The sequence below is a fragment of the Streptomyces sp. NPDC030893 genome (assembly GCF_055571535.1).
Genome location: NZ_JBVIFC010000002.1, coordinates 171,012 through 192,391, shown reverse-complemented (window position 1 = coordinate 192,391; position 21,380 = coordinate 171,012). Strand labels below are relative to the sequence as shown.

Below are 21,380 nucleotides of genomic sequence, written 5' to 3'. Positions count from 1 at the left end.
GCAGCGCTCTTCAGGATGTGACGACTGCGACGACTGTGACGACACAGCAGGAGACCAGGCCCTCGGCCGCGACGAAGCCGGCCCGCTGGGCGGCGGACGCGGTGGCGGCGATGCGCGAAGGAGCACGGCTGCGCCTCGACTACTCGGCGCGCAGTCTGTGGAGCGTCGACCGGACGATCGAGGACATCCGCCGGGAGGCGGCCCCGTTCGCCGCCGTGGAACTGGTGCTGCGCGGATTCGGGGCGTACGCGGGTGAGGTGATCGTGCGTCAGTCCGGGGGCGAGTGGTGGGCCTCCGGCGGCGACCACTGGGTCCGCACCCCCGACGGCCGCCTCTGGGACCCGATCGACGAGGCCCGCCGCTGCTACACCGGCGAGGGCTCCCTGCGCCTGCTGTGCCGCGACGCCTGCGGGTCCGCTGCCGCGGGGCGGTAGGGATGGGCCGGCCGGGCCCGCGCGGACGACGGCGCGAGGGCCGGGGCCTGACGGGCGGTTCGGCCGGGCGCCGGGGGCAACCGGACGGACCGCGCTGCGCGCGGCGGCCCGGCGCCCGTGAGGTGCTGACGGCGCCCGGTCGCCTCACGCGCGTGAGCGCGGCGAGGGCGGTTCGCCCGGTTGGCGTCGCGCGTACGCGGGCCGGCCGGCCCGGTCGCCTGGTGTGCGCGACCGGCCCGCGGGGCGGCACGTGTGGCGAAGCCCGGGGGCCGGGGCGCCCGTGGGGTGTGACGGGGTTCGGTGGCTGCGTCGCCGGTGCCGGGACGGTTGGTGCGAGTGGGCGTGGTCGGGTTGGGGCGTGGGCGCAGTCCGACGGCCCGTCGACGTGGCGCGCTCGCGTCCTGGGCGGTGGCCGACCGGCCGGGCCGAGGGACAGCGGGGGAGGACGGCCGGAGCGGAACCCGGAGTCCCCCGCGCGCCGTGCCGTCCGCGACGAGACGCCGCGCCCGGTGCCCCGTGCGTCCGGGCGCCCTGTGTCAGCGGCGCCCCGCGAGGCCTGCGACCTGTGGCGTCACCGGCTCAGGCGGGGCTGACGGGCTGTGACACATTCGTGGTGGCGGACGCTGATGACCGTGGGGGTGTGAGCTCCGTCGGACGTGCTCACGCCAAGCGAGCTCGGCGCGCTACCCGCTCGGTACGGACGAGGACGGTTCTTGGGCCACGGAGGGGAATCCCGCCGCACACAGGCGTACGACGGGGAACTGGGCGCGGCCGTCGCGCGGGCCCAGAAGGGGGACGAGGCCGCCTTCGCCGTGGCCTACCGGCTCGTGCAGCCGGGGCTGCTCGCCTATGTGCGCGGCCTCGTCGGGGACGAGGCCGAGGACGTGACCTCGGACGCCTGGCTGGAGATCGCCCGCGACCTGGGCCGCTTCAAGGGCGACGGGGCCGGCTTCCGGGGCTGGACGGCGACGATCGCCCGGCACCGGGCGCTGGACCATCTGCGCCGGCAGCGGGTGCGGCCCCGGCCGTCGGCGCTGGAGCAGGACGTCCTCGACCTGCCCGGACCGCAGAGCACCCACGACCAGGCCATGGAGGCCCTGTCCACCGGGCACGCCCTGGAGCTGGTCGGGAGGCTGCCGCGGGACCAGGCCGAGGCCGTGCTGCTGCGGGTGGTCGTCGGCCTCGACGGCCCCGCCGCCGCGCGGGTCCTCGGCAAGCGGCCGGGCGCGGTACGGACGGCCGCGTACCGGGGGCTGAAACGGCTGGCCCAGCAGCTCGGCGTCGACGGTGTGACGGATGACGGGCCGCGGACGCTGGGTGAGTCGACATGAACGCCGGCCGGCCCGGCGGGCGGCGCGGTGACGCCCGGCCCGGACCGTCCGGACCCGGCGGGCCGCGGCGGCCCCCGCGCGCCGGGCGCTGAACAGGCCGGACCGGCGGAACGTATCCGTCGGTCGGACACCACCGCCCGCGCGGGCGGACCGGACGGGTGCGCAGGGCCGGAGCACGTGGGAACGAGCGGGATCGAGCAGGGACGGGAACGTACATGGGTGAACGGCAGAGCGGCGGCGGACCGGCCGGCCGTCGGCGTGCGCACCCCGGCGACCCGCCGGCCGCGCCGAGCGGCCCGGGCCGCCTCTCCGCCACCGTCGACACCGACGGCGTGGAGGCGCTGCTCGCCGCCGCCCTGATCCGCGAGGTGGACGCGGGGGCCGAGCAGCGGGCCGTCGCCGCCTTCCTTGCGGCCCGCGAAGCGGGAGCACAGGGCGCGCGCACCCGGCGCCGGGACGACTGGCGGGCCCGTCGGCCACGGCTCGGCAGCACCTCGCTCAAGGCCACGCTCTCCGTCCTCGTCGCCGGGCTCACCCTGAGCGGGGTCGCGGTCGCCGGGATCGGCGCGACGGACCCGTCCCCGGAACGCCCCGCCCCCGCCCCCGCGCGCACCCACGCGCCGCCGTCCGCCGGCGCCCCGGCCGCTCCGGGGTCCGCCGCCCCGGAGGCCGGTTCCGGCCGGACGGAGCCGGACCGCCCCGGGAGCGCCGGGGACACCGAGGCCCGGTGCCGGGCCTTCGAGCGGGCCGGGGGGCGCGGCAGGGCGCTGGAGTCGACGGCCTGGAAGCGGCTCACGGAGGCCGCGGGCGGCGCGGCGCACGTCGAGGCGTACTGCGCCGAACAGCTGGAACAGGACACGGTGCGCAGGCCCGTGAGCCCCCCGACACCGGGGAACAAGAGCACCGGCCGGGCCGGCGGGGCCGAAAACAGCTCCTCCGGCGGTGCGGGCGGCAACGCCGGACGCGCGGGGGGCAACGGCCGGGACGGCGACCCCGGCGGGAGTGCGGGCAGGCAGGGCACCGGAAAGCCGTGACGTACGCCGTCGGCGGCCGTCAGCAGGGAAAACCCCCGCTCGCGCACACTGTCGCCGAGGCAACGGCCGAGGCCGCCACCCCCCACAGGAGAGGCCCCGGCCGTCGCGCGGCACGGGCCGCGCGGCGACCCGTACCCTCTACAGCGCCCGGAGTGCGTTTTCTGTCACACCCTCCGTGTCACGGGTTAGTTGCATCTTGGACGGACATGGACGGGCAGAGGATTCAGGCCGTAACGTGCCTTTCGCGCCAGGCCGCAACCGGGACACATGACCACGACCACCGCGGCCTAAAGACCGCAACCATCATTTGAGTGACCACGACGGCGAGCAACCCGGCCCGCGAGAGCGGCGCCGGCTGAGGCGCAGAAGGGCGCGCGTGTGTGCTGGGGGACGACGCGGAGCTGACCGCCGCGGTGCGTGCGGCACAGGACGGGGACGAGACCGCGTTCCGGACTGTGTACCGCACGGTGCACCCACGGCTGCTGGGGTACGTCAGGACACTGGTCGGCGAGCCCGACGCGGAGGACGTGACCTCGGAGGCATGGCTGCAGATCGCCCGTGACCTGGAGCGGTTCACCGGCGACGCGGACCGTTTCCGCGGCTGGGCCGCCCGCATCGCCCGCAACCGGGCGCTGGACCACATACGGATGCGGGGACGCCGGCCCGCGATCGGCGGCGACGAGACCGAGCTCACCGGGCGGCCTGCCGAGTCCGACACCGCCGGGGAGGCGATGGAGGCGCTGGCCACCGACGGCGCGTTCTCCCTGATCTCCCGGCTCCCGCACGACCAGGCCGAGGCCGTCGTGCTCCGCGTGGTGGTGGGCCTCGACGCCAAGAGCGCGGCCGAGACGCTGGGCAAGCGCCCCGGCGCCGTACGCACGGCCGCGCACCGTGGCCTGAAACGGCTGGCCGAATTGCTGGGTGACGATCCGGAAGCCCAACCGGAATCCGCCGGGGTGCTCGACGCACTTCCTCCCCAGAGAGAACCACGCCGTCGTACGGTGACGTCCGCGAGTGTGACGCAGATGCGAACGCGGACGCAGAAGGACATGTGATGGCCGATGAGCAGCACCGGTGGCTGGACCGCGGGACCGCGGAGCGTCTGCTGAGCGGAGAGCCACCCGAAGCTGCCGATCCCGGCACCCGTGACCAGGCCGAACGTCTCGCCCGAACACTCCGCGCGCTCTCCGCCCCACCCCCTTCCGTCGACGGGGAGCTTCCCGGGGAGGCGGCCGCGCTGGCCGCCTTCCGCGCGGTGCGGGAGGAACGGGAGGGACGGGCCGGCGCCGGTCGCCCCGACGGGACGGAGCGTCCCGGCGACGGGCTGGTCCGCATAGGTACCCCGCGCGACGATCGTTCCGGAACGCCGGGCGGACCCCGCCCGCCGCGCGCCCTGCGGCTCGGGCTGGCCGCTTCACTGGTGGCCGGGATGGTCGGGGGTGCCGCCGTCCTGGGCGGCGCCGGGGTCCTGCCGTCGCCGTCCGGCGACACCGGGGCGGACCCGGCGGCCTCCGCGAACGCCACGCATCCCGAACGCCCGCTGCTCTCGCCCCCGCCGGAGACGGACGGGGCGGCGCCCGGAGGACGGCAGCCGGACGGGGAGTCGGGCCGCGGCGACGCCGGGGCGCCGGCCCGGTCCGGCGGGGACACCGGCGCGGGCGGACCGGACACGTCGGGGGAGCCCGGCCCGGACTCCGGTGACCCGGCGGCCCGTCACGGCCACGGCGGGAAGCGGATCGACTCCGCCTGCCGCGCGTGGCGCGACGGCAAGTCCCTGAACGGCGAGCGCGAACGCCTCCTGGAGGACGAGGCGGGCGGCCCCGCCCGGGTCGGCCCGTACTGCGAGGACCTGCTGTCGGCCGGCCGGGACGGCGCCGAGTCCTCGCTCCGCCAGGGCAAGGGCTCCGAGAAGGACCCGGACAAGAGCGGGCACAAGGGCAAGGACAAGGGCAAAGACGAGAGCAAGGGCAACAGCGACAAGAAGGACAAGGGCGACAGGAGCGGCCAAGGCGCCGACCATGGCCGCGCCTCCGGGAACGCCCCTGGGAACGCCCCCGGGAAGAGCCCCTGACCTGCATCTTTGTTGATCGCTGAATCTTCTTCGCCGGCAGGTGTGACACTTCCGGCCCTCGTGACGCAGTAATGAGTGAGCCGACTGGTCATCGGCCGTCGCACGGAGCCGGGGTTCCCCCCGTACCTACGGCTCGTGCACCTCGGCGCGGGCGGGACACGTTCCCCCGGTCCCGCCCGCGCCCCTTCTCACCAGTGCACGACGACCTTGTCGCCGTCCCTCACCTGCGCGTACAGCCGCGCGATCGCCTTCTCGTCCCGTACGTTGACGCAGCCGTGCGAGGCACCGGCGTACCCCCGCGCGGCGAAGTCGGCCGAGAAGTGCACGGCCTGGCCGCCGCTGAAGAACATGGCGTACGGCATGGGCGAGTCATAGAGCGTGGACACATGGTGGCGGGACTTCCAGTAGACGCGGAAGACACCCTCACGGGTCGGTGTGTACTCCGATCCGAAGCGCACCGGCATCGTCGACACCGTCCGCCCGTCGATCATCCAGCGCAGGGTGCGGCTCGACTTGCTGATGCACAGCACCCGGCCGGTCCGGCAGCGCGCGTCGGGCGCGTCGGCCGGCTGGCCGCCCATCAGATACAGCTCCCACCTGCCCGGCTCGCGCGTCATCGCGAGCAGCCGCTGCCAGGTGACGCTGTCGGTCACCCCGGTCCTCGGCAGTCCGCGCTTGCCCTGGAAGCCCCGTACGGCCTTCGCCGTCGGCTCGTCGTAGGTCCCCGTGGGCCCGTGGAAGATCCAGGCGACCTGCCGCAGCCGGGCCTGGAGCTCGCGTATGTCCCGCCCCGAGTCCCCGGGGGACCACAGCACGCGCGGTGCAGGGCGGGCCGTCGGACCGCCCGGAGCGGACGCCTCCCCGGCGTCTCCGTCCGCCCGCGACGACGGCGGCCTCTGCGACGGCGACGGCGACGCGGACGCCGTCCGGCCCGGCACCTCGATCCGCACCGGCGACCCGCCCTCCCCGCCCGCGCCCGCGGGCCGCACCGTGCAGCCGGCCGTACCCGCCGCGAGAGCGGCGAGTGCCGCGAGACCGGCAACCCCCGCCCTCCCCTTGCCCGTTCCCCGCACCCCGGCCCCCCGTCGCCCCACCGGACCCGCGCCCGGTCGTCCCCCTGAGTCGTACCCCTGAGGTGACCGCCGTCGAACCAAGGGGCATGGTGGACTGTGACCGGAAGACGACCGCCGGGGTGGGTGCTGTGAGCGGGGTCCCATCGCGGCTGTGAGGAAGGTCCCAGCGTGTGACTCTCCACCGGGCCGCACGCGCACCGCTACAGTCCGTCAAAGGGTCGGCCTGTACTGGCGGGTAACTGGCGGGATGGCGGGCGATCAGATCGAGCGACGCTGCTCAGCGGGAGGCATCACACCATGGCGCGCGAGTCGGGCAGTGCCCGGTCCACCGAGAGCGGACTGCCCATCGAACCGGTCTACGGGCCGGACGCCCTCGAGGGCTGGGACCCGGCCGGGAAGCTGGGCGAGCCGGGGTCGTACCCCTTCACCCGGGGCGTGTACCCGACGATGTACACGGGCCGGCCGTGGACGATGCGCCAGTACGCCGGTTTCGGCACGGCGACGGAGTCCAACGCCCGGTACCAGCAGCTGATCGCCAACGGCACGATGGGCCTGTCGGTCGCCTTCGACCTGCCCACCCAGATGGGCCACGACTCCGACGCCCCGATCGCCTCGGGTGAGGTCGGCAAGGTGGGCGTCGCCATCGACTCCATCGACGACATGCGGGTGCTGTTCGGCGGGATCCCGCTGGACAAGGTCTCCACGTCGATGACGATCAACGCCCCCGCGGCCCTGCTGCTGCTCCTCTACCAACTGGTCGCCGAGGAGCAGGGCGTGAGCGCCGACAAGCTCACCGGCACGATCCAGAACGACGTGCTGAAGGAGTACATCGCGCGGGGCACGTACATCTTCCCGCCCAAGCCCTCCCTGCGGCTGATCGCCGACATCTTCAAGTACTGCCGGGCCGAGATCCCGAAGTGGAACACCATCTCGATCTCCGGCTACCACATGGCCGAGGCGGGCGCGTCCCCCGCGCAGGAGATCGCCTTCACCCTCGCCGACGGCATCGAGTACGTCCGTACGGCGGTCGCGGCCGGCATGGACGTGGACGACTTCGCCCCGCGCCTGTCGTTCTTCTTCGTCGCGCGTACGACGATCCTGGAGGAGGTCGCCAAGTTCCGCGCGGCCCGCCGGATCTGGGCGCGGGTGATGAAGGAGGAGTTCGGCGCGAAGAACCCCAAGTCGCTGATGCTGCGCTTCCACACGCAGACGGCCGGGGTGCAGCTGACGGCCCAGCAGCCCGAGGTGAACCTGGTCCGCGTCGCCGTCCAGGGGCTGGGCGCGGTGCTGGGCGGCACCCAGTCGCTGCACACCAACTCCTTCGACGAGGCGATCGCCCTCCCCACCGACAAGAGCGCCCGGCTCGCCCTGCGCACCCAGCAGGTCCTCGCCTACGAGACGGACGTGACCGCGACGGTCGACCCCTTCGCGGGCTCCTACGTCATCGAGAAGATGACCGACGACGTGGAGGCGGCGGCGCTGGAGCTGATGGGCAAGGTGGAGGACCTCGGCGGCGCGGTCAACGCCATCGAGCACGGCTTCCAGAAGAACGAGATCGAGCGCAGCGCCTACCGCATCGCCCAGGAGACCGACTCCGGCGAGCGGGTCGTGGTCGGCGTCAACCGCTTTCAGCTCGACGAGGAGGAGCCCTACGAGCCCCTGCGCGTCGACCCCGCCATCGAGGCCCAGCAGGCCGAACGTCTCGCGCGGCTGCGCGCGGAACGCGACCAGCAGGCCGTCGACACGGCGCTGGCCGCCCTCAGGAAGGCCGCCGAGGGCGAGGACAACGTCCTGTACCCGATGAAGGACGCGCTCAGGGCCCGGGCGACGGTCGGCGAGGTGTGCAACGCGCTGCGGGAGGTCTGGGGCACGTACGTGCCGAGCGACGCGTTCTGAGCACCCGTTCCGGTGACCGAAATCATGGGGAGGAGTGTCGTACCCGCGTGCGACACTCCCTCCATGTTCGGCGTCACCGACCTCCCCACCTACCTGGCAGGGCTCGTCCTCATCATCCTGCTGCCCGGCCCCAACTCGCTCTACGTCCTCTCCGTGGCCGCCCGCAAGGGCGTGCGCACCGGCTACGCGGCCGTGGCCGGCGTCTTCACCGGGGACGCCGTGCTGATGACGCTGGCGGCGCTCGGCGCGGCCTCCGTGCTCACCACCACACCGCTGCTGTTCCTGGTGGTGAAGTACGCCGGCGCCGGCTACCTGGCGTGGATGGCGTACGGCATGCTGCGCTCGGCGTGGCACATGTGGCGCACGCCGGGCGGGCCCGCACCGGCCGAGGTGCCCGCGGTCGCGCCCGCCGAGGAGCGGCCCTACCGCCGCGCGCTGGTGGTGTCGCTGCTCAACCCGAAGGCGATCCTCTTCCTGATCTCCTTCTTCGTGCAGTTCGTCGACCCCGGCTACGCCTATCCCGTGCTGTCCTTCCTCGTCCTCGGACTCCTGCTCCAGACGGCCAGCTTCCTGTACCTGTCGCTGCTCATCTTCGGCGGCACCCGCCTGGCCGCGATGTTCCGCCGCAGGCGGCGGCTGGCCGCCGGAGCCACCTCGGCCGCGGGCGCCCTCTTCCTGGGCTTCGCAGCGAAGCTCTCACTGGCCGCTCCGTAGCGACCGCCCGGACAGCCACGCCCGTAGCCTCGGGGTCAGCGGCCGTTCCACCGTACGGTGCAGCAGCCAGGCGAGGAGCAGCATCGAGGCGACCGTGAGCGCGAAGGTCTGCGCCGAGGCCAGGCCCAGGCCGCGGTGCAGCCCGTGGATCACCACCCAGCCCAGATGCTCGTGCACCAGGTAGAACGGGTACGTCAGCGCCCCCGCCACCGTCAGCCAGCGCCAGTCCACCCGGTTCAGCCACCCCAGGGCGACCGCGGCCACCGCCGCGAAGCCGAGGGCGACGACCAGGACGATGCCGAAGGTGGTGCGGTGGGCGAAGGCGTCCGGGTCGGAGGCGTTCCACAGCTCGCCCACGGCGTAGTGCTGCCCGATCAGGAAGCTCACCACCGTGATGCACCAGCCGTGGGCGTCCCGCCGGTCGCGGTGGACGAGGTACAGGCCGATCCCGCCGATGAAGAACGGGGCGTACTCCGGCATCAGCACCAGGTCGAGCAGCGGCTCGCGCGCGGCCCGGGCCGGCACCGACGCCAGCAGCCAGCCGCCGCAGAACAGCAGGACCCGCCGGCGGTTCGCGCCGGGCAGGACGACGAACAGCGCGAAGAGCGCGTAGAAGCGGAGCTCCACCCACAGCGTCCAGCACACGCCCAGCACCCGGTCCGCGCCCAGCGGCTGCTGGAGCATGGTCAGATTGACGAGGGCGTCGCTCGGCGACACCGCGTCGTAGGCGACCACCGGCAGCGCGAACACGGCCGTGACCAGGACGACCGCCGCCCAGTAGGCGGGCATCAGCCGGGAGACCCGGGAGGCGGCGAACGACGTCGGTGACCGGCCCCAGCCGCTCATGCAGATGACGAACCCGCTGATGACGAAGAAGACCTGCACGCCCAGGCAGCCGTAGGCGAAGAAGGCGTGCAGGGTGGGGAACTGCTCCCTGGGCGAGCTTCCCCAGGCCTCGGTGACCGCGCCGCCGCGGCCCCCGTAGTGGTAGGCCGCGACCATGAGGGCCGCGACCAGGCGCAGCCCGTCCAGGGCGCGCAGCCGCGCCGCACGACGCGGCGCCTCCGCTTCCGCCTCCCGGGCCGTGCCCGGTACCGGGCGGGTGATCGTGCTGGTCAACGAAATCCCCTGCGTTCATCGTCCTGGCCGCGCGTACGCCAGCACGCTAGACCGCCGCACCGGCGCGGTCCCGCCCCCGGGCCGACGATTCCTCACCCGGACGCGACGCGTTCACCTCGGGGTCGTTTTGGCTTCCTACATTCTCTCGACGCCCCCACCCGGAAGACATCACGACCCGACGCCGTCCCGCGGACGGCGGCCGGTTCCGCACAAGGAGTGCCATGACGACGGTCCACCACAGACGGGCACGTGCGCGAGGAGGGGAACTGGACGACTGTCTGCGGGCCTGCGCGGTGCACAGCGGCAAACTCGTCGGCAGCACCGACCGCCACCGCACCCGGCTCGCCGAGCGGCTGCGCAAGCTGCTCGCCGTGCACGCCACCGGCGCCACCCCGGAGCCGGCGCCCGCACCGGGCGGCGCGGCCGCCCGGCTCAAGCGGGCCGTGAAGGGCGCGGCGACTCCCCCTTCCGGCCTCTCCGGTGAGCTGCTGGACGCCCTGCTCGCCGTCGCCGACAAGGCCCTCGAATGCGGCTACGACGACGAGCTGGACCTCGCCCTCCTCATCAGCGACACCGTGCTCGCCCGGCGCAAGAGCTCCCGGGCCGGCTGGCGGCTGCGCGCCCGCCTGATGGAGGCCTTGGGCGACGAGACCGAGGCCGTGGCCGCCTACGAGCGGTACCTGGCCCTCACCGACGACGACGGCTTCGGCGTGCGCGCCAAGGTCGCCGGACTGCGCTCCGCGGCGGAGAAGGAGCAGGAACTGCTCGCCCTGCTGCGCCACCAGTGCCCGCGGGCCGGGGAGTTCGCCCGCGGACCCGCCACCGACGTGTGGGCGGAGGGCCTGGCCGCGCATGCCGTGGGGGACTGGGCCGAGGCCGAGCCGCGCATGGTGGGAGCGCTCCTCGCCCTGGCCGCCGAGCGGGCCCCGACGGCCGACCGGCAGGAACTGCTCGGCCAGTACCTGGACCTGCGCACCGCCCGGGACGGCGACCTCCCGGCCCTCACCGAGGCGCTCGCCCTCTACGCCGAGCAGCGCCGCACCCGGATGCGCGGCCCCGTCGCCGACCCGACCATCGGCGGAGTGCGGTGGATCGGCCTCGGCGAGTTCCGCAACGAGATCGCCGGCAAGTCGGTCTGCCTGGTCGCCAACTCCGGCCGCGTCGGCTCCAGTTCGCTGGGCGCCGAGATCGACGGCTACGACCTGGTGGTGCGCTTCAACTCGTACCGCATCGACCCGGCGCACACCGGCAGCCGGACCGACGTCCACGCCACCATCCACAAGCACGGCTTCAACTGGGACCAGCGGGTCACCACCCGGCTCGTCTTCGGCGGCATCTCCGGGGACTGGAAGCACTCGCTGCGCAACCGTCTCGTGCCGGGCGCCCAGCGGTTCCTCGGCGACGAGTCGCTGCGCTGGCCCGTGCGCAACATCGGCAGGCTGGGCACCGACGCGTGGACGGGCATCCCCACCACCGGCTTCAACATGCTGTTCCTGCTGGACTTCCTGGACGTCAGCCCCACCCTCGACCTGATCGGCTTCGACTTCTACGAGAGCGGCGCCTACCGCGTTCCGGAGGCCATGAGGATGCCGATCACGTCCGTGCACGAGTACACCAGCGAGAAGGAATGGGTCATGCGGCGGGCCCAGCGAGTGACCGACATGAGGATTTCCCTGCGATGACCACGACCTTCCCGGCCGGCGCCACCACCTCGCGGTCCCCGGCCCCCTCGTCGGCCGCGCTCACCGGCAAACGGCGCGTCGCCTTCGCGTCCTACGTCGACGAGAACTACCTGCCCGGCTTCCTCGCCCTGCTGCGCAGCCTCGCCCTGTCCAACCCGGGGGTGTGCGAGGACTTCGTCGTCCTCCACGACGACCTGCGCCCCGGCTCCGTCGCGAAGATCCGCGCCCTGCACCCGCGCATCGTGCTGCGCCGGGTGAACGCCGCCCACTACGACGCGTACCGGAAGGGCGACCAGGACAACTACCTCGTCCGCAAGGCGTACTTCATCCTCGACGTCTTCCGGATCCGGGACTACGACACGGTCATCACCCTCGACACCGACATGGTCGTCCTCGGTGACCTGAGCGAACTCCTCGCGCTGCGGGAGGGGCTGGCGGCCGTGCCGCAGTTCTTCCACGGGCAGCACAAGCTCAACTCCGGCCTGCTGGTGATCCAGCGCGAGTACCTCACCGACGCCTTCTGCGCGAAACTCGACGCGACCGGACGCGGCGGGGACTACGAACTCGACAAGCACGACCAGGGCATCCTCAACGCCGTCCTGGACGGCGACTTCGTCCGGCTCGACGCCCGCTACAACTTCGTCAAGCGGCGCCTGTCCGGCGATCTGCCGGTGCCCGACGACACGGCGATCCTGCACTTCACCGGGCGGCACAAGCCCTGGCAGGGCGGCGAGGCCGGCTACGGGCAGGCGGAGGAGCGCTGGCGCGGATTCGACCTGTCCGACGCCGACTTCCACGCCGCCTACCTGGCGTCCTCCGGGGGCCTCCACCACGACCTGCTGGTGCACTTCGGCACCCCGCACGTCGCGCGCACCCAGGACGTCGAGTGTGCCCGCAAGGTCGCCGCCGCGCACATCGCCGCCGGCGACTACCAGGACGCCGTCGACATCCTGAGCAGCGTCCACATCCCGCTCGACGAGGCCTGGCCGCACGAGGTGCTCGGCCACGCCCTGATGAGCGTCTCCCGCTACGAGGAGGCCAGGGCGCGGCTGCTGCTGGCCACCTCCGCCCCCAACCGGGCCGCCACCGCCTACGGCCGCCTCGCCCAGATCGCCTGGGTGCACGGCGACGACGCGGAGGCCCTGCGGTACGCCACCGCCGGCCTCTCCGTCGACCCGACCCACCGGCCGAGCAGGCTGTGGGCGCAGCGCGCCGGCACCGTGCCCGCCCAGGAGCAGGGCAGCCCACAGGAGCAACTGGCGCACGTCGCCTTCTACATGGACCGGCAGGGCAACGCCGGCGACAAACTCCTCCCGGAGACCGTGCGCCTCGCCTTCGGCGCGGACACCACCTCCAGGAGCTGGCACTCCGTCCACGCCCACCGCCTGTTCGACGAGGCGGCCCTGGAACGGGTCAACGCCCGGCGCGGACTGGTCATCGGCGGGGGCGGGCTGTTCATCCCGGACACGATGCCCAACGGCAACAGCGCCTGGCAGTGGAACGTGGCCGACGAGCGGCTGCGCGGCATCGACGTGCCGGTCATGGTGTACGCGGTGGGGTTCAACGCCTTCGACGGGCAGTCGTACCGGGCAGGGCGGTTCCGGGAGAGTCTCCGGCTGCTGGTGGAGAAGTCCGCGTTCTTCGGACTGCGCAACCACGGCTCCATCGCGAAGGTACGGGCGATGCTCCCGGACCACCTGCACGACCGGGTCCGTTTCCAGCCCTGCCCCACCACGGTCAGCCGTCAGCTCGTGCCCGGCTGGAGCGACCCGGCACAGCGGGAGGACACCGTCCTGCTGAACGCCGCCTACGACCGGGCCGGGCTGCGCTTCGGCCACGACTACGGCCACTTCCTCGCGGAGATCGCCAAGGCCGTGCGCGGCATCGGCGCGCACACCGAGGTCCGCTGCGTCGCCCACTCGCTGGACGACGAGCGGATCGCCTTCGACCTGCGCCGCGAGCACGGCATCTCGCTGCCGGTCATCCCGATGTACGACTTCGGCAACGACGCCATCCGCGACCTGTACGCCAGGACCCGGCTGGTGATCGGCATGCGCGGACACGCCGGGATGATCCCGTTCGGTGTGGGCACACCGATCATCAGCCTGATCTCCCACCCCAAGATGGCGTACTTCCTGGCCGACATCGAGCGTCCCGAATGGGGCATCTCCGTGCACGAGCGGAACCTGGGCGCCCTGCTGACCGAGCGGGCGGTCGGCATCCTGGACGCCCACGCGGCGACCGTCGCCGACGTCCACGAGCGCCAGCGAACGCTGTGGAAGGTCACCGAGGACAACGCCGCCGACCTGCGGAGGATCCTCGGAGCCTGACACGGGGTGAGCCCCCGCGGCCGGCGACCGCGGGGGCTCACGCACGCGGGCTCAGCGGCCCACGGCCTTCAGCGGCCCACGGCCTTCCTCACCAGCCGGGTCAGCCGGGAGCCGCCGTGCTCGGCCCGGTCCTGCTCGTAGGCCCTGCGCAGCTGCTCGAAGTGGTCGGCGCGGGTGCGGCTCAGATACGCGTCGGAGGTCAGCGGCCGGGCGATCGACCAGGCCCGGCGGTGGTCACCGGCGTAGTGCGCGGTGTAGGCCTTGGCGAACTCCAGGACCGGCTTGAAGGGGATGCCGCCCGTGTGGTCGAGGTCGATCCGCTCCTGGACGGCGGAGATCAGCTCCAGCTTCTCGTCGACGGAGTAGGAGTCCTCCGCGACGGCCGTCAGCACGTGCCCGGGGATCGGGCGGACCACCTCGAAGGCGAGCGTGGAGCGGATCGGCGGCCCGGCGATCTCGATGTAGGGCAGCAGCGCGCCGGTGCTGTGGTGCAGCCACGGCAGCCGGGGCCCGGCGAAGTCCTGGTGCAGCACCACCGAGCCCGGGCGCAGCCGGGTCAGGAACCGCTCGGCCACGCACCGGAACACCCGTGCCGTCTTGGCGATGTCGACGTGCAGGAACTCGACGGGGCTGGTGTCCCCGGGGCCGGAGGTGTTCCAGAGGTCCCCGGCATGGATCTCCAGGAACGGCAGGAACGGCTCCAGCCGCCCGCGGAAGTCGTCCAGGAAGGAGTTCTCGCCCGCCGGCCTCGCCCCGTCGGTGAAGAACTTCTCGCTGGCGAAGGTGCCCTTGCCCACGCGGAAGAAGTCGTAGGCGTGCAGCCGGCCCGTGCGCTCGTCGAAGACGGGGCTCTCCCGCAGCCCGAGCGCCAGGGCGTAGGTGGAGCCGCCCCCGCCGGAGCCCAGTTCGACCAGCCGGTCCTCGCCGGTGAGGTGATGGCGTCCCAGCAGATAGAGGAACCGCAATTCCCAGGTGCTCACCTGGGAATAGGGCAGGGTGTCCGGCAGCCGGACGTCGTCGAGGAGCGGAAAGAGCCGGCCGAGTTTCGTCATGAATGCCTCACGAATGGGACGCGCCGGAGGGGGACGGCAACGCGCTGTCGAATACATGAGCGTTGATACACCAGGGATTGCGCGGGGAATTCCGTCGTCGTGCGAATGTCCGGTGGGTTTCACCCGCCGTTCACCGGGGGCGCGGGGGCCGATTCCGGCGTGCCACCGCCCGCCGCAGGCCGCGTGCCGTGCGCGCGACCCGCCGTACGGTGGCGTTGCGCGGCAGGAAGGCGAGCCGGGCCGGTACTCCGCCCGGCAGCCCCAGGGACGTCAGCCGCCGCTTCGTGAAGTACACCCGGGTCTCGTCGGCCGGCCGCGTCGACAGATGGCGTTCGGCCCCGGCCCGCAGCCCGGTGAGGATCTTCGGCTGCATCGCGTACCCGACGGCCCGCAGGAGTTCGGCGAGCGCCTCGGTGTCCATGCCGCGGCGCCGCTCGGCGACGGCCGCGCGGTCGTCCGGCGCGGGCAGCAGCGCGTGGACGATCGTGACGGGGACGCGGTTGCTGTTCTCGTACGGCGACAGCCGGGCCAGCAGCGTGTCCGTGCCGACCCGGGCCACCGGCAGGCCGTACAGCTCGGAGGCGGTGAGCAGCGCCGTGGAGAAGCAGCCGACGACCAGCGCCGGACGCGTCCGCTGGTAGAGCACCTCGGCGAGGACCGTGGTGTCCAGCACCGTCAGCTCGGCGCCGAGCACCCCGGCCTCCCGCTCCAGGCCGCGGATGAAACGCGCCGGGGCCGTGGGGTGCGGCTTGAACAGCACCCGGCTGTGGCCCAGCTCCACGGCGCCCCTCAGCATCCGCACATGCAGGTCCTCCTCCTCCTCGGTGGAGAGGATGCCCAGCGCGGACAGGTACTGGCCCAGCAGCAGCGCCGGCCCTTCCGCCTCCGGCAGCCCGGCGCCGGTGTCGGCCGGCCCGGCGCCGGTGTCGGCCAGCCCGGCGCCGGTGTCGGCCAGCTCGGCGAGCACCTTGGTGAACGCCGGCGTCGGCACCACCTCCGGCGCGACGCCGAACTCGGTCAGCAGCAGCGGCCGCAGCCCCGGCACCAGGTCCAGGTGGAGCAGGCGCTCCACCCGGGTGCCGACCAGCGGATCGATCTTGTTGCGGGTGGGGCCGTAGCTCATCAGGCCGTCCGCGTAGACGGTGACCGGCGCGTCGGTGAAGATCCGCGTCACCGCCAGGGCCGGGTCGACCTGGATCGACTCCACCGCGAGCGACACGTCGTCGTCGCCGATGTCCCAGGCCAGCCGCAGATACCGTTCCCACAGGGGCACGTCGTCCGGGCGCGGGTCCCAGCCGCCGGGATGGAAGGGGAAGACGGCCTCGTTCCACGACACCACGTCGTCGAACCGGGTCCGCAGCCGCTCGAACCCGGGCATCTCGTCGAGGGAGGGCGTCGTCTCCGGCGTCACCGCGTTGTTGGAGACCAGCAGGATCCGCCGGCCGGCGGGCGCGAAGCAGCCCGAGTCGAGAGCGGCGGCGAGCGTGGCGGTGCCGTACAGGGTCGACGCCATGAAGATCTGGGTGCTCACGCCGCCACCTCCGCGCCCGGCACCGGGCGGCGGCGCAGCCGGCGCAGCCGTCCGGCCCGCTCGGCGTCCATCGAGCCGAGCGCCTCGTCGAGCACGTCCTGCGGCATGCGCCGCAGGGCGGCCGCGCTCATCACCTTCAGCCTCCCGGCCACCGACGGCTCGAACCGGTCGGCGGCGCCCAGGTGGTGGGCGATGATGGCGCAGTAGGTGCGCACGGCCTTCGGCAGCAGCACCGCCGCCTCCGGGTCCCGCGCGGTCTCCTCGACCACCTGGTCGAAGGCGCGGACGAAGTCGAGCTGCCGGGCGTCGCCGATCTGCGTCAGCGACGAGCTGACACCGCGCCGGTAGAAGACCCCGAGCAGGCCGGTCACCGCGAAGGACTCCGCCTCCCGGTGCAGCCGCCAGATCCAGGGCCGGTCCTCCGCCGTGCGCAGCCCGTCGGTGAAGTGCAGCAGGCCGCGCTCGGCCAGCCGGCGGTGGTAGATGCCCGCCCAGGCGTAGGCGTAGTCGACGGACGTGGTCCGGTGGGCGGGCAGGATCGCCTCCCGCGGGCGCAGCACCACATTGCGCCGGCCGTGCGGGACCCGGTGCACGGTGCGGGCCCGCGCCGTGCACTGCACATGGTCGGTGCGGACGAAGTCGCAGCCCAGCCCCTCGGCCGCGGCGACCAGCCGGGCGTAGTGGCCGGGCGCCAGCCAGTCGTCGCCGTCCAGGAAGGTCAGGTACTCGCCGCGGGCCCGGTCGATGCCGGTGTTGCGGGCGGTCGCCAGACCACCGTTCCGCTCGTGCCGGACCACTACCGCCCCCGGCAATTCGTGCTCCGCGCGGGCGAGCAGATCCGCGGTCCCGTCGGTCGAACAGTCGTCGACGAGAAGGAATTCGAAGTCGTCACGCGCATTGGCGCGCAGACTCCGCAGGGCGTCGAGGGCGTATTGCCGCACGTTGTAGAACGGCACGATCACGGAAAGCTTCGGCACCTCCCCCACGTTAGGAGAGCACCGGCCGGGAAAACTTTCCGGTGTCCGTACACCGGGTGAACTCGCTGTGTCGGAATGGTGCACCGAACGCGCTTCCGGGAAATCCGCGGGCCGGTTCCGCATTCGGTGGCATGTTGTTAACTTCTCGTTGATTCACGGTTGGGCCCCGCCTAGAATTCGCTTCCTAGCGTCGTCGACGTGCCAGCAAGTGCAACGAAGCCTCTCCGGGTCGCGGTCCTCGCGGATTCCGACACCCGGTGGAAATGGGGCGCGCTCACCGCCAGCCGCGTCGCGCCGCGGGAGATCCGGACGGACGGATACCTCCTGCGGGGCCGCGCCACGCCCACCGCCCGCCAGCTCGGCGAGGTCGGCGTCCGCGCGGACTCCCTCCGGGAGGTCACCGCGGCCGGGTTCCTGCGCGCGATGCGCGAGGAGCCGTACGACATCCTCGTGCTCGCCCTCGTCGGCGGGGGTGTGCAGGCGATGCTGCACGGCCTGGGGCGCGTCTGGGAGGACCGGACCGACCGGCCCGTCGTCGTCACCGGATACGTCGGCGTCGTCTACGAGAAGCTCGCCGACGGCCTGCTGCTGCGCCACGGCGCCGACCTGGTGCTCGCCAACTCCCGCCAGGACGCCGAGCGTTTCCGCGCCGTGTACGAGGGAGTGGGCGCCGACGCCTCCTCGGTGACCGAGGTCGCGCTGCCGTTCCTCGGCGGGGCTCCCTACACCGGCGAACGCGACCCGTACACCGTGGTGTTCGCCGCTCAGCCCTCCGTCCCGGAGAGCCGTGAGGACCGTACGTACCTGCTGAACCGGCTGGTGGGGCACGCCCGCCGGCACCCCGGGCGCGAGGTGCTGCTGAAGCTGCGCTCCAAGCCCGGCGAACACACCACCCACATCGAGGAACTGCCCTACCAGAAGCTCGCCCAGCGGCAGGACCTCCCCGCCAACGTCCGCCTGGTCCACGGGCACATGGGCGAGGTCCTCGACCGGACCGACCTCCTCGTCACGGTCAGCTCCACGGCCGCCCTGGAGTCCCTGCACCGCGGCATCCCGACCGCGGTCCTCACCGACCTCGGCATCCGGGAAGCCCTCGGCAACCACCACTTCGTCGGCTCCGGCTGCCTCACCTCCTGGGACCGGCTCGACGACGGACACCGCCCGGAGCCCGATCCGGAGTGGGTCTCCCGGCAGGGCGTCGCGGGGGACGGCTCGTACGGGACGGCCTTCGACACGGCCCGCGAACGCATCGCCGCACTGCTCGGCCGCACCGGCGGACTTCCGCCGCTGACCCCGTACTACACGCCCGTCACCGCGCCCGGCTACCTGCCCCGCGTCCTCGCCCGCCACCACCTCCGCCCCGACGGCACCCCGCTGCCCGGCGCGCCCGCCGCCGGCCGGGAGCCGGGACCGGTCCGGCAGATCGTGCGCCGGGCGGCGCGCGGCGCCTACCGGCACGGAGTGCAGCGCGTGGCCCCGGTGATCCGCCGGATGGGCGAGCTGTGACCGCCGCCCCGAACTCCGCCCGAGGAGCTGATCCCATGCCCACCTCCCCTGCCGTACGGCGGGTGCTCGCCGTGATCCCCGCGCGCGGCGGCTCCAAGGGAGTGCCCGCGAAGAACCTCGCCCCCGTCGGCGGCGTGCCCCTGGTGGCGCGCGCCGTGCGCGAGTGCCGGGCCGCGCGGTACGTCACGGACGTCGTCGTCTCCACCGACGACCAGGCCATCGCCGCCGCCGCGCGGCAGGCCGGCGCGGAGGTCGTGCTGCGGCCCGCCGCCCTCGCCGGTGACACCGCCACCTCGGAGGCGGCCGTCCTGCACGCCATGGACGCCCACGAGGCCCTGCACGGCACCCCGGTGGACGTCGTCCTGCTCGTGCAGTGCACCAGCCCGTTCCTGCGCCGCGAGGACGTCGACGGCGTGGCCGCGGCGGTCACCGACTCGGGCGCCGACACGGCGGTGACGGTCGCCCCGTTCCACGGCTTCCTCTGGCGCGACGCGGAGGCCCCGTCCGCCCCGGCCGGCGAAGGAACCGCTCACGGCACCGACCGGGCCGCCGCCCCCGTCGGCCCGACCACCGCGCCGCCCGCGGCCGGGCGCGCCAACACCCTCTCGGCGACCCCCTCCACCAGCACCGGCCGAACCGCCTCCGCCCACAGTGGCCGGAGCGCCGCCCCGACGGCCACCCCCGGCAGCGGCGGGGGTGCGGACGCTGGCCCGACCGCCGTCGGCACGGGTGGGGGTGCGGGCGCTGGCCCGTCCGCCGTCGGCACGGGTGGGGGTGCGGGCACCGGCCCGACGGCCGCCGACACGGGTGGAGCTGCGGGTGCTGACCCGTCCGCCGTCGGCATGGGTGGGGGTGCGGGCGTCGACCCGTCCGCCGCCTCCGACGCCGGTGGCCGGAGCGCCGCCCCGACGGCCGCCGCCGGAGGCCGCGGCGTGAACCACGACAAGGCCTTCCGCCCCCGCCGCCAGGACCGCCCCCAGGACCTCCTCGAGACCGGTGCCGCCTACGCCATGGACGCGGCGGGCTTCCGCGCGCACCGGCACCGCTTCTTCGGCCGCACCGAACTCGTCCGCACCGATCCGGCCCGCGTCCTGGAGATCGACGACCCGCACGACCTCGCCCGGTCCAGGGCCCTGGCCCCGCTGCTCGACGCGGACACGCCCGGCGGCCTGCCGACCGCCGCGGACCTCGACGCGGTCGTCCTCGACTTCGACGGCACCCAGACCGACGACCGGGTGCTGATCGACTCCGACGGACGGGAGTTCGTCTCCGTGCACCGCGGGGACGGGCTCGGCATCGCGGCCCTGCGCCGCAGCGGCCTGAAGCTGCTCATCCTGTCCACGGAACAGAACCCGGTCGTCGCCGCCCGCGCACGCAAGCTCAGGCTCCCCGTGCTGCACGGCATCGACCGCAAGGACCTCGCACTCAAGCAGTGGTGCGAGGAGCAGGGCATCGCGCCGGAGCGCGTGCTCTACGTCGGCAACGACGTCAACGACCTCCCGTGCTTCGCCCTCGTCGGCTGGCCCGTGGCGGTCGCGAACGCCCACGACGTCGTACGCGGCGCCGCCCGCGCCGTCACCACCCTCCGCGGCGGCGACGGCGCGATCCGGGAGATCGCCGGCTGGATCCTCGGCCCCTCCCTCGATTCCCTCCCCACGTAAGGAAACCCCCGGTCATGAGCACCAACTCCCGCATCCGCACCCTCGGTCCCCGCGAGGCCGGCCCCGGCCGCCCCGTGTACGTCACCGGCGAGATCGGCATCAACCACAACGGCGACATCGAGAACGCCTTCAAGCTGATCGACGCCGCCGCCGAGGCCGGCTGCGACGCCGTCAAGTTCCAGAAGCGCACGCCGGAGATCTGCACCCCGCGCGACCAGTGGGACATCGAGCGCGACACCCCCTGGGGCCGGATGACGTACATCGACTACCGCCACCGCGTGGAGTTCGGCGAGGACGAGTACCGCCAGATCGACGCCTACTGCCGGAAGAAGGGCATCGACTGGTTCGCCTCCCCGTGGGACACCGAGGCCGTCGCCTTCCTGGAGAAGTTCGACGTGCCCGCCCACAAGGTCGCCTCCGCCTCCCTCACCGACGACGAGCTGCTGCGCGCCCTGCGCGCCACCGGCCGCACGGTCATCCTCTCCACCGGCATGTCCACCCCGAAGCAGATCCGTCACGCCGTCGAGGTCCTCGGCAGCGACAACATCCTGCTCTGCCACGCCACCTCCACCTACCCGGCGAAGGCCGAGGAGCTCAACCTCCGCGTCATCAACACCCTCCAGCAGGAGTACCCGAACGTCCCGATCGGCTACTCCGGCCACGAGACCGGCCTGCAGACCACCCTCGCCGCCGTCGCCCTCGGCGCCGCGTTCGTCGAGCGCCACATCACCCTCGACCGCGCCATGTGGGGCTCCGACCAGGCCGCCTCCGTCGAGCCGCAGGGCCTGACCCGCCTGGTCCGCGACATCCGCACCATCGAGGCCTCCCTCGGCGACGGCGTGAAGAAGGTCTACGACTCCGAGCTCGGCCCGATGAAGAAGCTCCGCCGCGTCACCGGCGTGGTCGCCGAGGCGGAGATCGCGACGGCCGCGGGCGAACCGCTCTCCGTCTGACCCGCCCCCACCCCAC

17 protein-coding genes are annotated in these 21,380 nt (G+C 73.5%); 12 read left to right on the top strand and 5 right to left on the bottom strand.

The window, feature by feature from the left end; translation table 11 throughout:
* Window positions 1-35: 35 nt before the first annotated feature.
* The 5 genes from ACZ434_RS05575 to ACZ434_RS05555 all read left to right on the top strand — a co-directional run bounded on the left by ACZ434_RS05575 (window position 36) and on the right by ACZ434_RS05555 (window position 4,870).
* Window positions 36-434, top strand: a complete 399-nt coding sequence (locus ACZ434_RS05575; protein WP_468452139.1) for a hypothetical protein — start codon at window positions 36-38, stop codon at window positions 432-434.
* A 713-nt stretch (window positions 435-1,147) separates the two neighbouring features.
* Window positions 1,148-1,765 carry an RNA polymerase sigma factor gene (locus tag ACZ434_RS05570; protein ID WP_468452137.1) on the top strand — a complete coding sequence of 206 codons (618 nt, stop codon included), beginning with the start codon at window positions 1,148-1,150 and terminating at the stop codon, window positions 1,763-1,765.
* 215 nt (window positions 1,766-1,980) lie between these two features.
* A complete protein-coding gene (locus tag ACZ434_RS05565; protein WP_468452135.1) occupies window positions 1,981-2,799 on the top strand; it encodes a hypothetical protein in 819 nt (272 codons plus the stop codon).
* Window positions 2,800-3,179: 380 nt separating this feature from the next.
* Entirely contained in the window at window positions 3,180-3,854 is a 675-nt protein-coding gene (locus ACZ434_RS05560) for an RNA polymerase sigma factor (RefSeq protein ID WP_468452133.1), read from the top strand.
* Entirely contained in the window at window positions 3,854-4,870 is a 1,017-nt protein-coding gene (locus tag ACZ434_RS05555; RefSeq protein ID WP_468452131.1) for a hypothetical protein, read from the top strand. Before ACZ434_RS05560 ends, ACZ434_RS05555 begins: the two co-directional genes overlap by 1 nt.
* Before the next feature lie 188 nt (window positions 4,871-5,058).
* Here ACZ434_RS05555 and ACZ434_RS05550 read toward each other — a convergent pair whose 3' ends face one another.
* Window positions 5,059-5,943: a L,D-transpeptidase family protein gene (locus ACZ434_RS05550; protein WP_468452129.1), complete on the bottom strand. Its 885-nt coding sequence runs from the start codon at window positions 5,941-5,943 to the stop codon at window positions 5,059-5,061.
* Between the two features lie 297 nt (window positions 5,944-6,240).
* Here ACZ434_RS05550 and ACZ434_RS05545 point away from each other — a divergent pair, with 297 nt between their 5' ends.
* Both ACZ434_RS05545 and leuE read left to right on the top strand, forming a co-directional pair.
* A complete protein-coding gene (locus ACZ434_RS05545) occupies window positions 6,241-7,839 on the top strand; it encodes an acyl-CoA mutase large subunit family protein (protein ID WP_468452127.1) in 1,599 nt (532 codons plus the stop codon).
* A 63-nt stretch (window positions 7,840-7,902) separates the two neighbouring features.
* Window positions 7,903-8,553, top strand: a complete 651-nt coding sequence (gene leuE, locus ACZ434_RS05540) for a leucine efflux protein LeuE (protein WP_468452125.1) — start codon at window positions 7,903-7,905, stop codon at window positions 8,551-8,553.
* Here the strand turns inward: leuE and ACZ434_RS05535 are convergent.
* Entirely contained in the window at window positions 8,536-9,672 is a 1,137-nt protein-coding gene (locus ACZ434_RS05535; RefSeq protein WP_468452123.1) for an acyltransferase family protein, read from the bottom strand. The two genes, leuE and ACZ434_RS05535, sit on opposite strands and share 18 nt — an antisense overlap.
* Before the next feature lie 221 nt (window positions 9,673-9,893).
* Between ACZ434_RS05535 and ACZ434_RS05530 the strand changes: the two genes are divergently transcribed.
* Window positions 9,894-11,354 (top strand): glycosyltransferase family 29 protein, encoded by a 1,461-nt coding sequence (locus ACZ434_RS05530; protein WP_468452121.1) that lies wholly within the window; start codon window positions 9,894-9,896, stop codon window positions 11,352-11,354.
* Window positions 11,351-13,684 carry a glycosyltransferase gene (locus tag ACZ434_RS05525; protein ID WP_468452119.1) on the top strand — a complete coding sequence of 778 codons (2,334 nt, stop codon included), beginning with the start codon at window positions 11,351-11,353 and terminating at the stop codon, window positions 13,682-13,684. The genes ACZ434_RS05530 and ACZ434_RS05525 overlap by 4 nt, the downstream gene beginning before the upstream one ends.
* Before the next feature lie 68 nt (window positions 13,685-13,752).
* On the opposite strand, the gene ACZ434_RS05520 is transcribed toward ACZ434_RS05525, so the two are convergent.
* From ACZ434_RS05520 to ACZ434_RS05510, 3 genes are all read right to left on the bottom strand, one after another.
* Window positions 13,753-14,736: a class I SAM-dependent methyltransferase gene (locus ACZ434_RS05520; RefSeq protein ID WP_468452117.1), complete on the bottom strand. Its 984-nt coding sequence runs from the start codon at window positions 14,734-14,736 to the stop codon at window positions 13,753-13,755.
* A 130-nt stretch (window positions 14,737-14,866) separates the two neighbouring features.
* Window positions 14,867-16,267, bottom strand: coding sequence for a polysialyltransferase family glycosyltransferase (locus tag ACZ434_RS05515; RefSeq protein WP_468452115.1), 1,401 nt, complete (start codon window positions 16,265-16,267; stop codon window positions 14,867-14,869).
* Window positions 16,264-17,244 (bottom strand): glycosyltransferase family 2 protein, encoded by a 981-nt coding sequence (locus ACZ434_RS05510; RefSeq protein ID WP_468452113.1) that lies wholly within the window; start codon window positions 17,242-17,244, stop codon window positions 16,264-16,266. Before ACZ434_RS05510 ends, ACZ434_RS05515 begins: the two co-directional genes overlap by 4 nt.
* A gap of 198 nt (window positions 17,245-17,442) precedes the next feature.
* On the opposite strand from ACZ434_RS05510, the gene ACZ434_RS05505 reads away from it, so the two are divergent.
* The 3 genes from ACZ434_RS05505 to ACZ434_RS05495 are packed head-to-tail and all read left to right on the top strand — an operon-like array spanning window position 17,443 to window position 21,364.
* On the top strand, window positions 17,443-18,750 hold the full coding sequence (locus tag ACZ434_RS05505) for a DUF6716 putative glycosyltransferase (RefSeq protein ID WP_468452111.1): 1,308 nt from the start codon (window positions 17,443-17,445) through the stop codon (window positions 18,748-18,750).
* Between the two features lie 35 nt (window positions 18,751-18,785).
* Entirely contained in the window at window positions 18,786-20,411 is a 1,626-nt protein-coding gene (locus ACZ434_RS05500; protein ID WP_468452109.1) for a cytidylyltransferase domain-containing protein, read from the top strand.
* Between the two features lie 14 nt (window positions 20,412-20,425).
* Window positions 20,426-21,364, top strand: a complete 939-nt coding sequence (locus ACZ434_RS05495; protein ID WP_468452107.1) for an N-acetylneuraminate synthase family protein — start codon at window positions 20,426-20,428, stop codon at window positions 21,362-21,364.
* The last annotated feature ends 16 nt before the right edge of the window (window positions 21,365-21,380 follow it).

What these genes read in the sequence shown, in the direction of transcription:
- ACZ434_RS05500 (WP_468452109.1), top strand. Translation starts at nt 18,786, where the DNA reads ATGCCCACCTCCCCTGCCGTACGGCGGGTGCTCGCCGTGATCCCCGCG.
- ACZ434_RS05520 (WP_468452117.1), bottom strand. Translation starts at nt 14,736, where the DNA reads ATGACGAAACTCGGCCGGCTCTTTCCGCTCCTCGACGACGTCCGGCTG.
- ACZ434_RS05530 (WP_468452121.1), top strand. Translation starts at nt 9,894, where the DNA reads ATGACGACGGTCCACCACAGACGGGCACGTGCGCGAGGAGGGGAACTG.
- ACZ434_RS05565 (WP_468452135.1), top strand. Translation starts at nt 1,981, where the DNA reads ATGGGTGAACGGCAGAGCGGCGGCGGACCGGCCGGCCGTCGGCGTGCG.
- ACZ434_RS05555 (WP_468452131.1), top strand. Translation starts at nt 3,854, where the DNA reads ATGGCCGATGAGCAGCACCGGTGGCTGGACCGCGGGACCGCGGAGCGT.
- leuE (WP_468452125.1), top strand. Translation starts at nt 7,903, where the DNA reads ATGTTCGGCGTCACCGACCTCCCCACCTACCTGGCAGGGCTCGTCCTC.
- ACZ434_RS05545 (WP_468452127.1), top strand. Translation starts at nt 6,241, where the DNA reads ATGGCGCGCGAGTCGGGCAGTGCCCGGTCCACCGAGAGCGGACTGCCC.
- ACZ434_RS05495 (WP_468452107.1), top strand. Translation starts at nt 20,426, where the DNA reads ATGAGCACCAACTCCCGCATCCGCACCCTCGGTCCCCGCGAGGCCGGC.
- ACZ434_RS05525 (WP_468452119.1), top strand. Translation starts at nt 11,351, where the DNA reads ATGACCACGACCTTCCCGGCCGGCGCCACCACCTCGCGGTCCCCGGCC.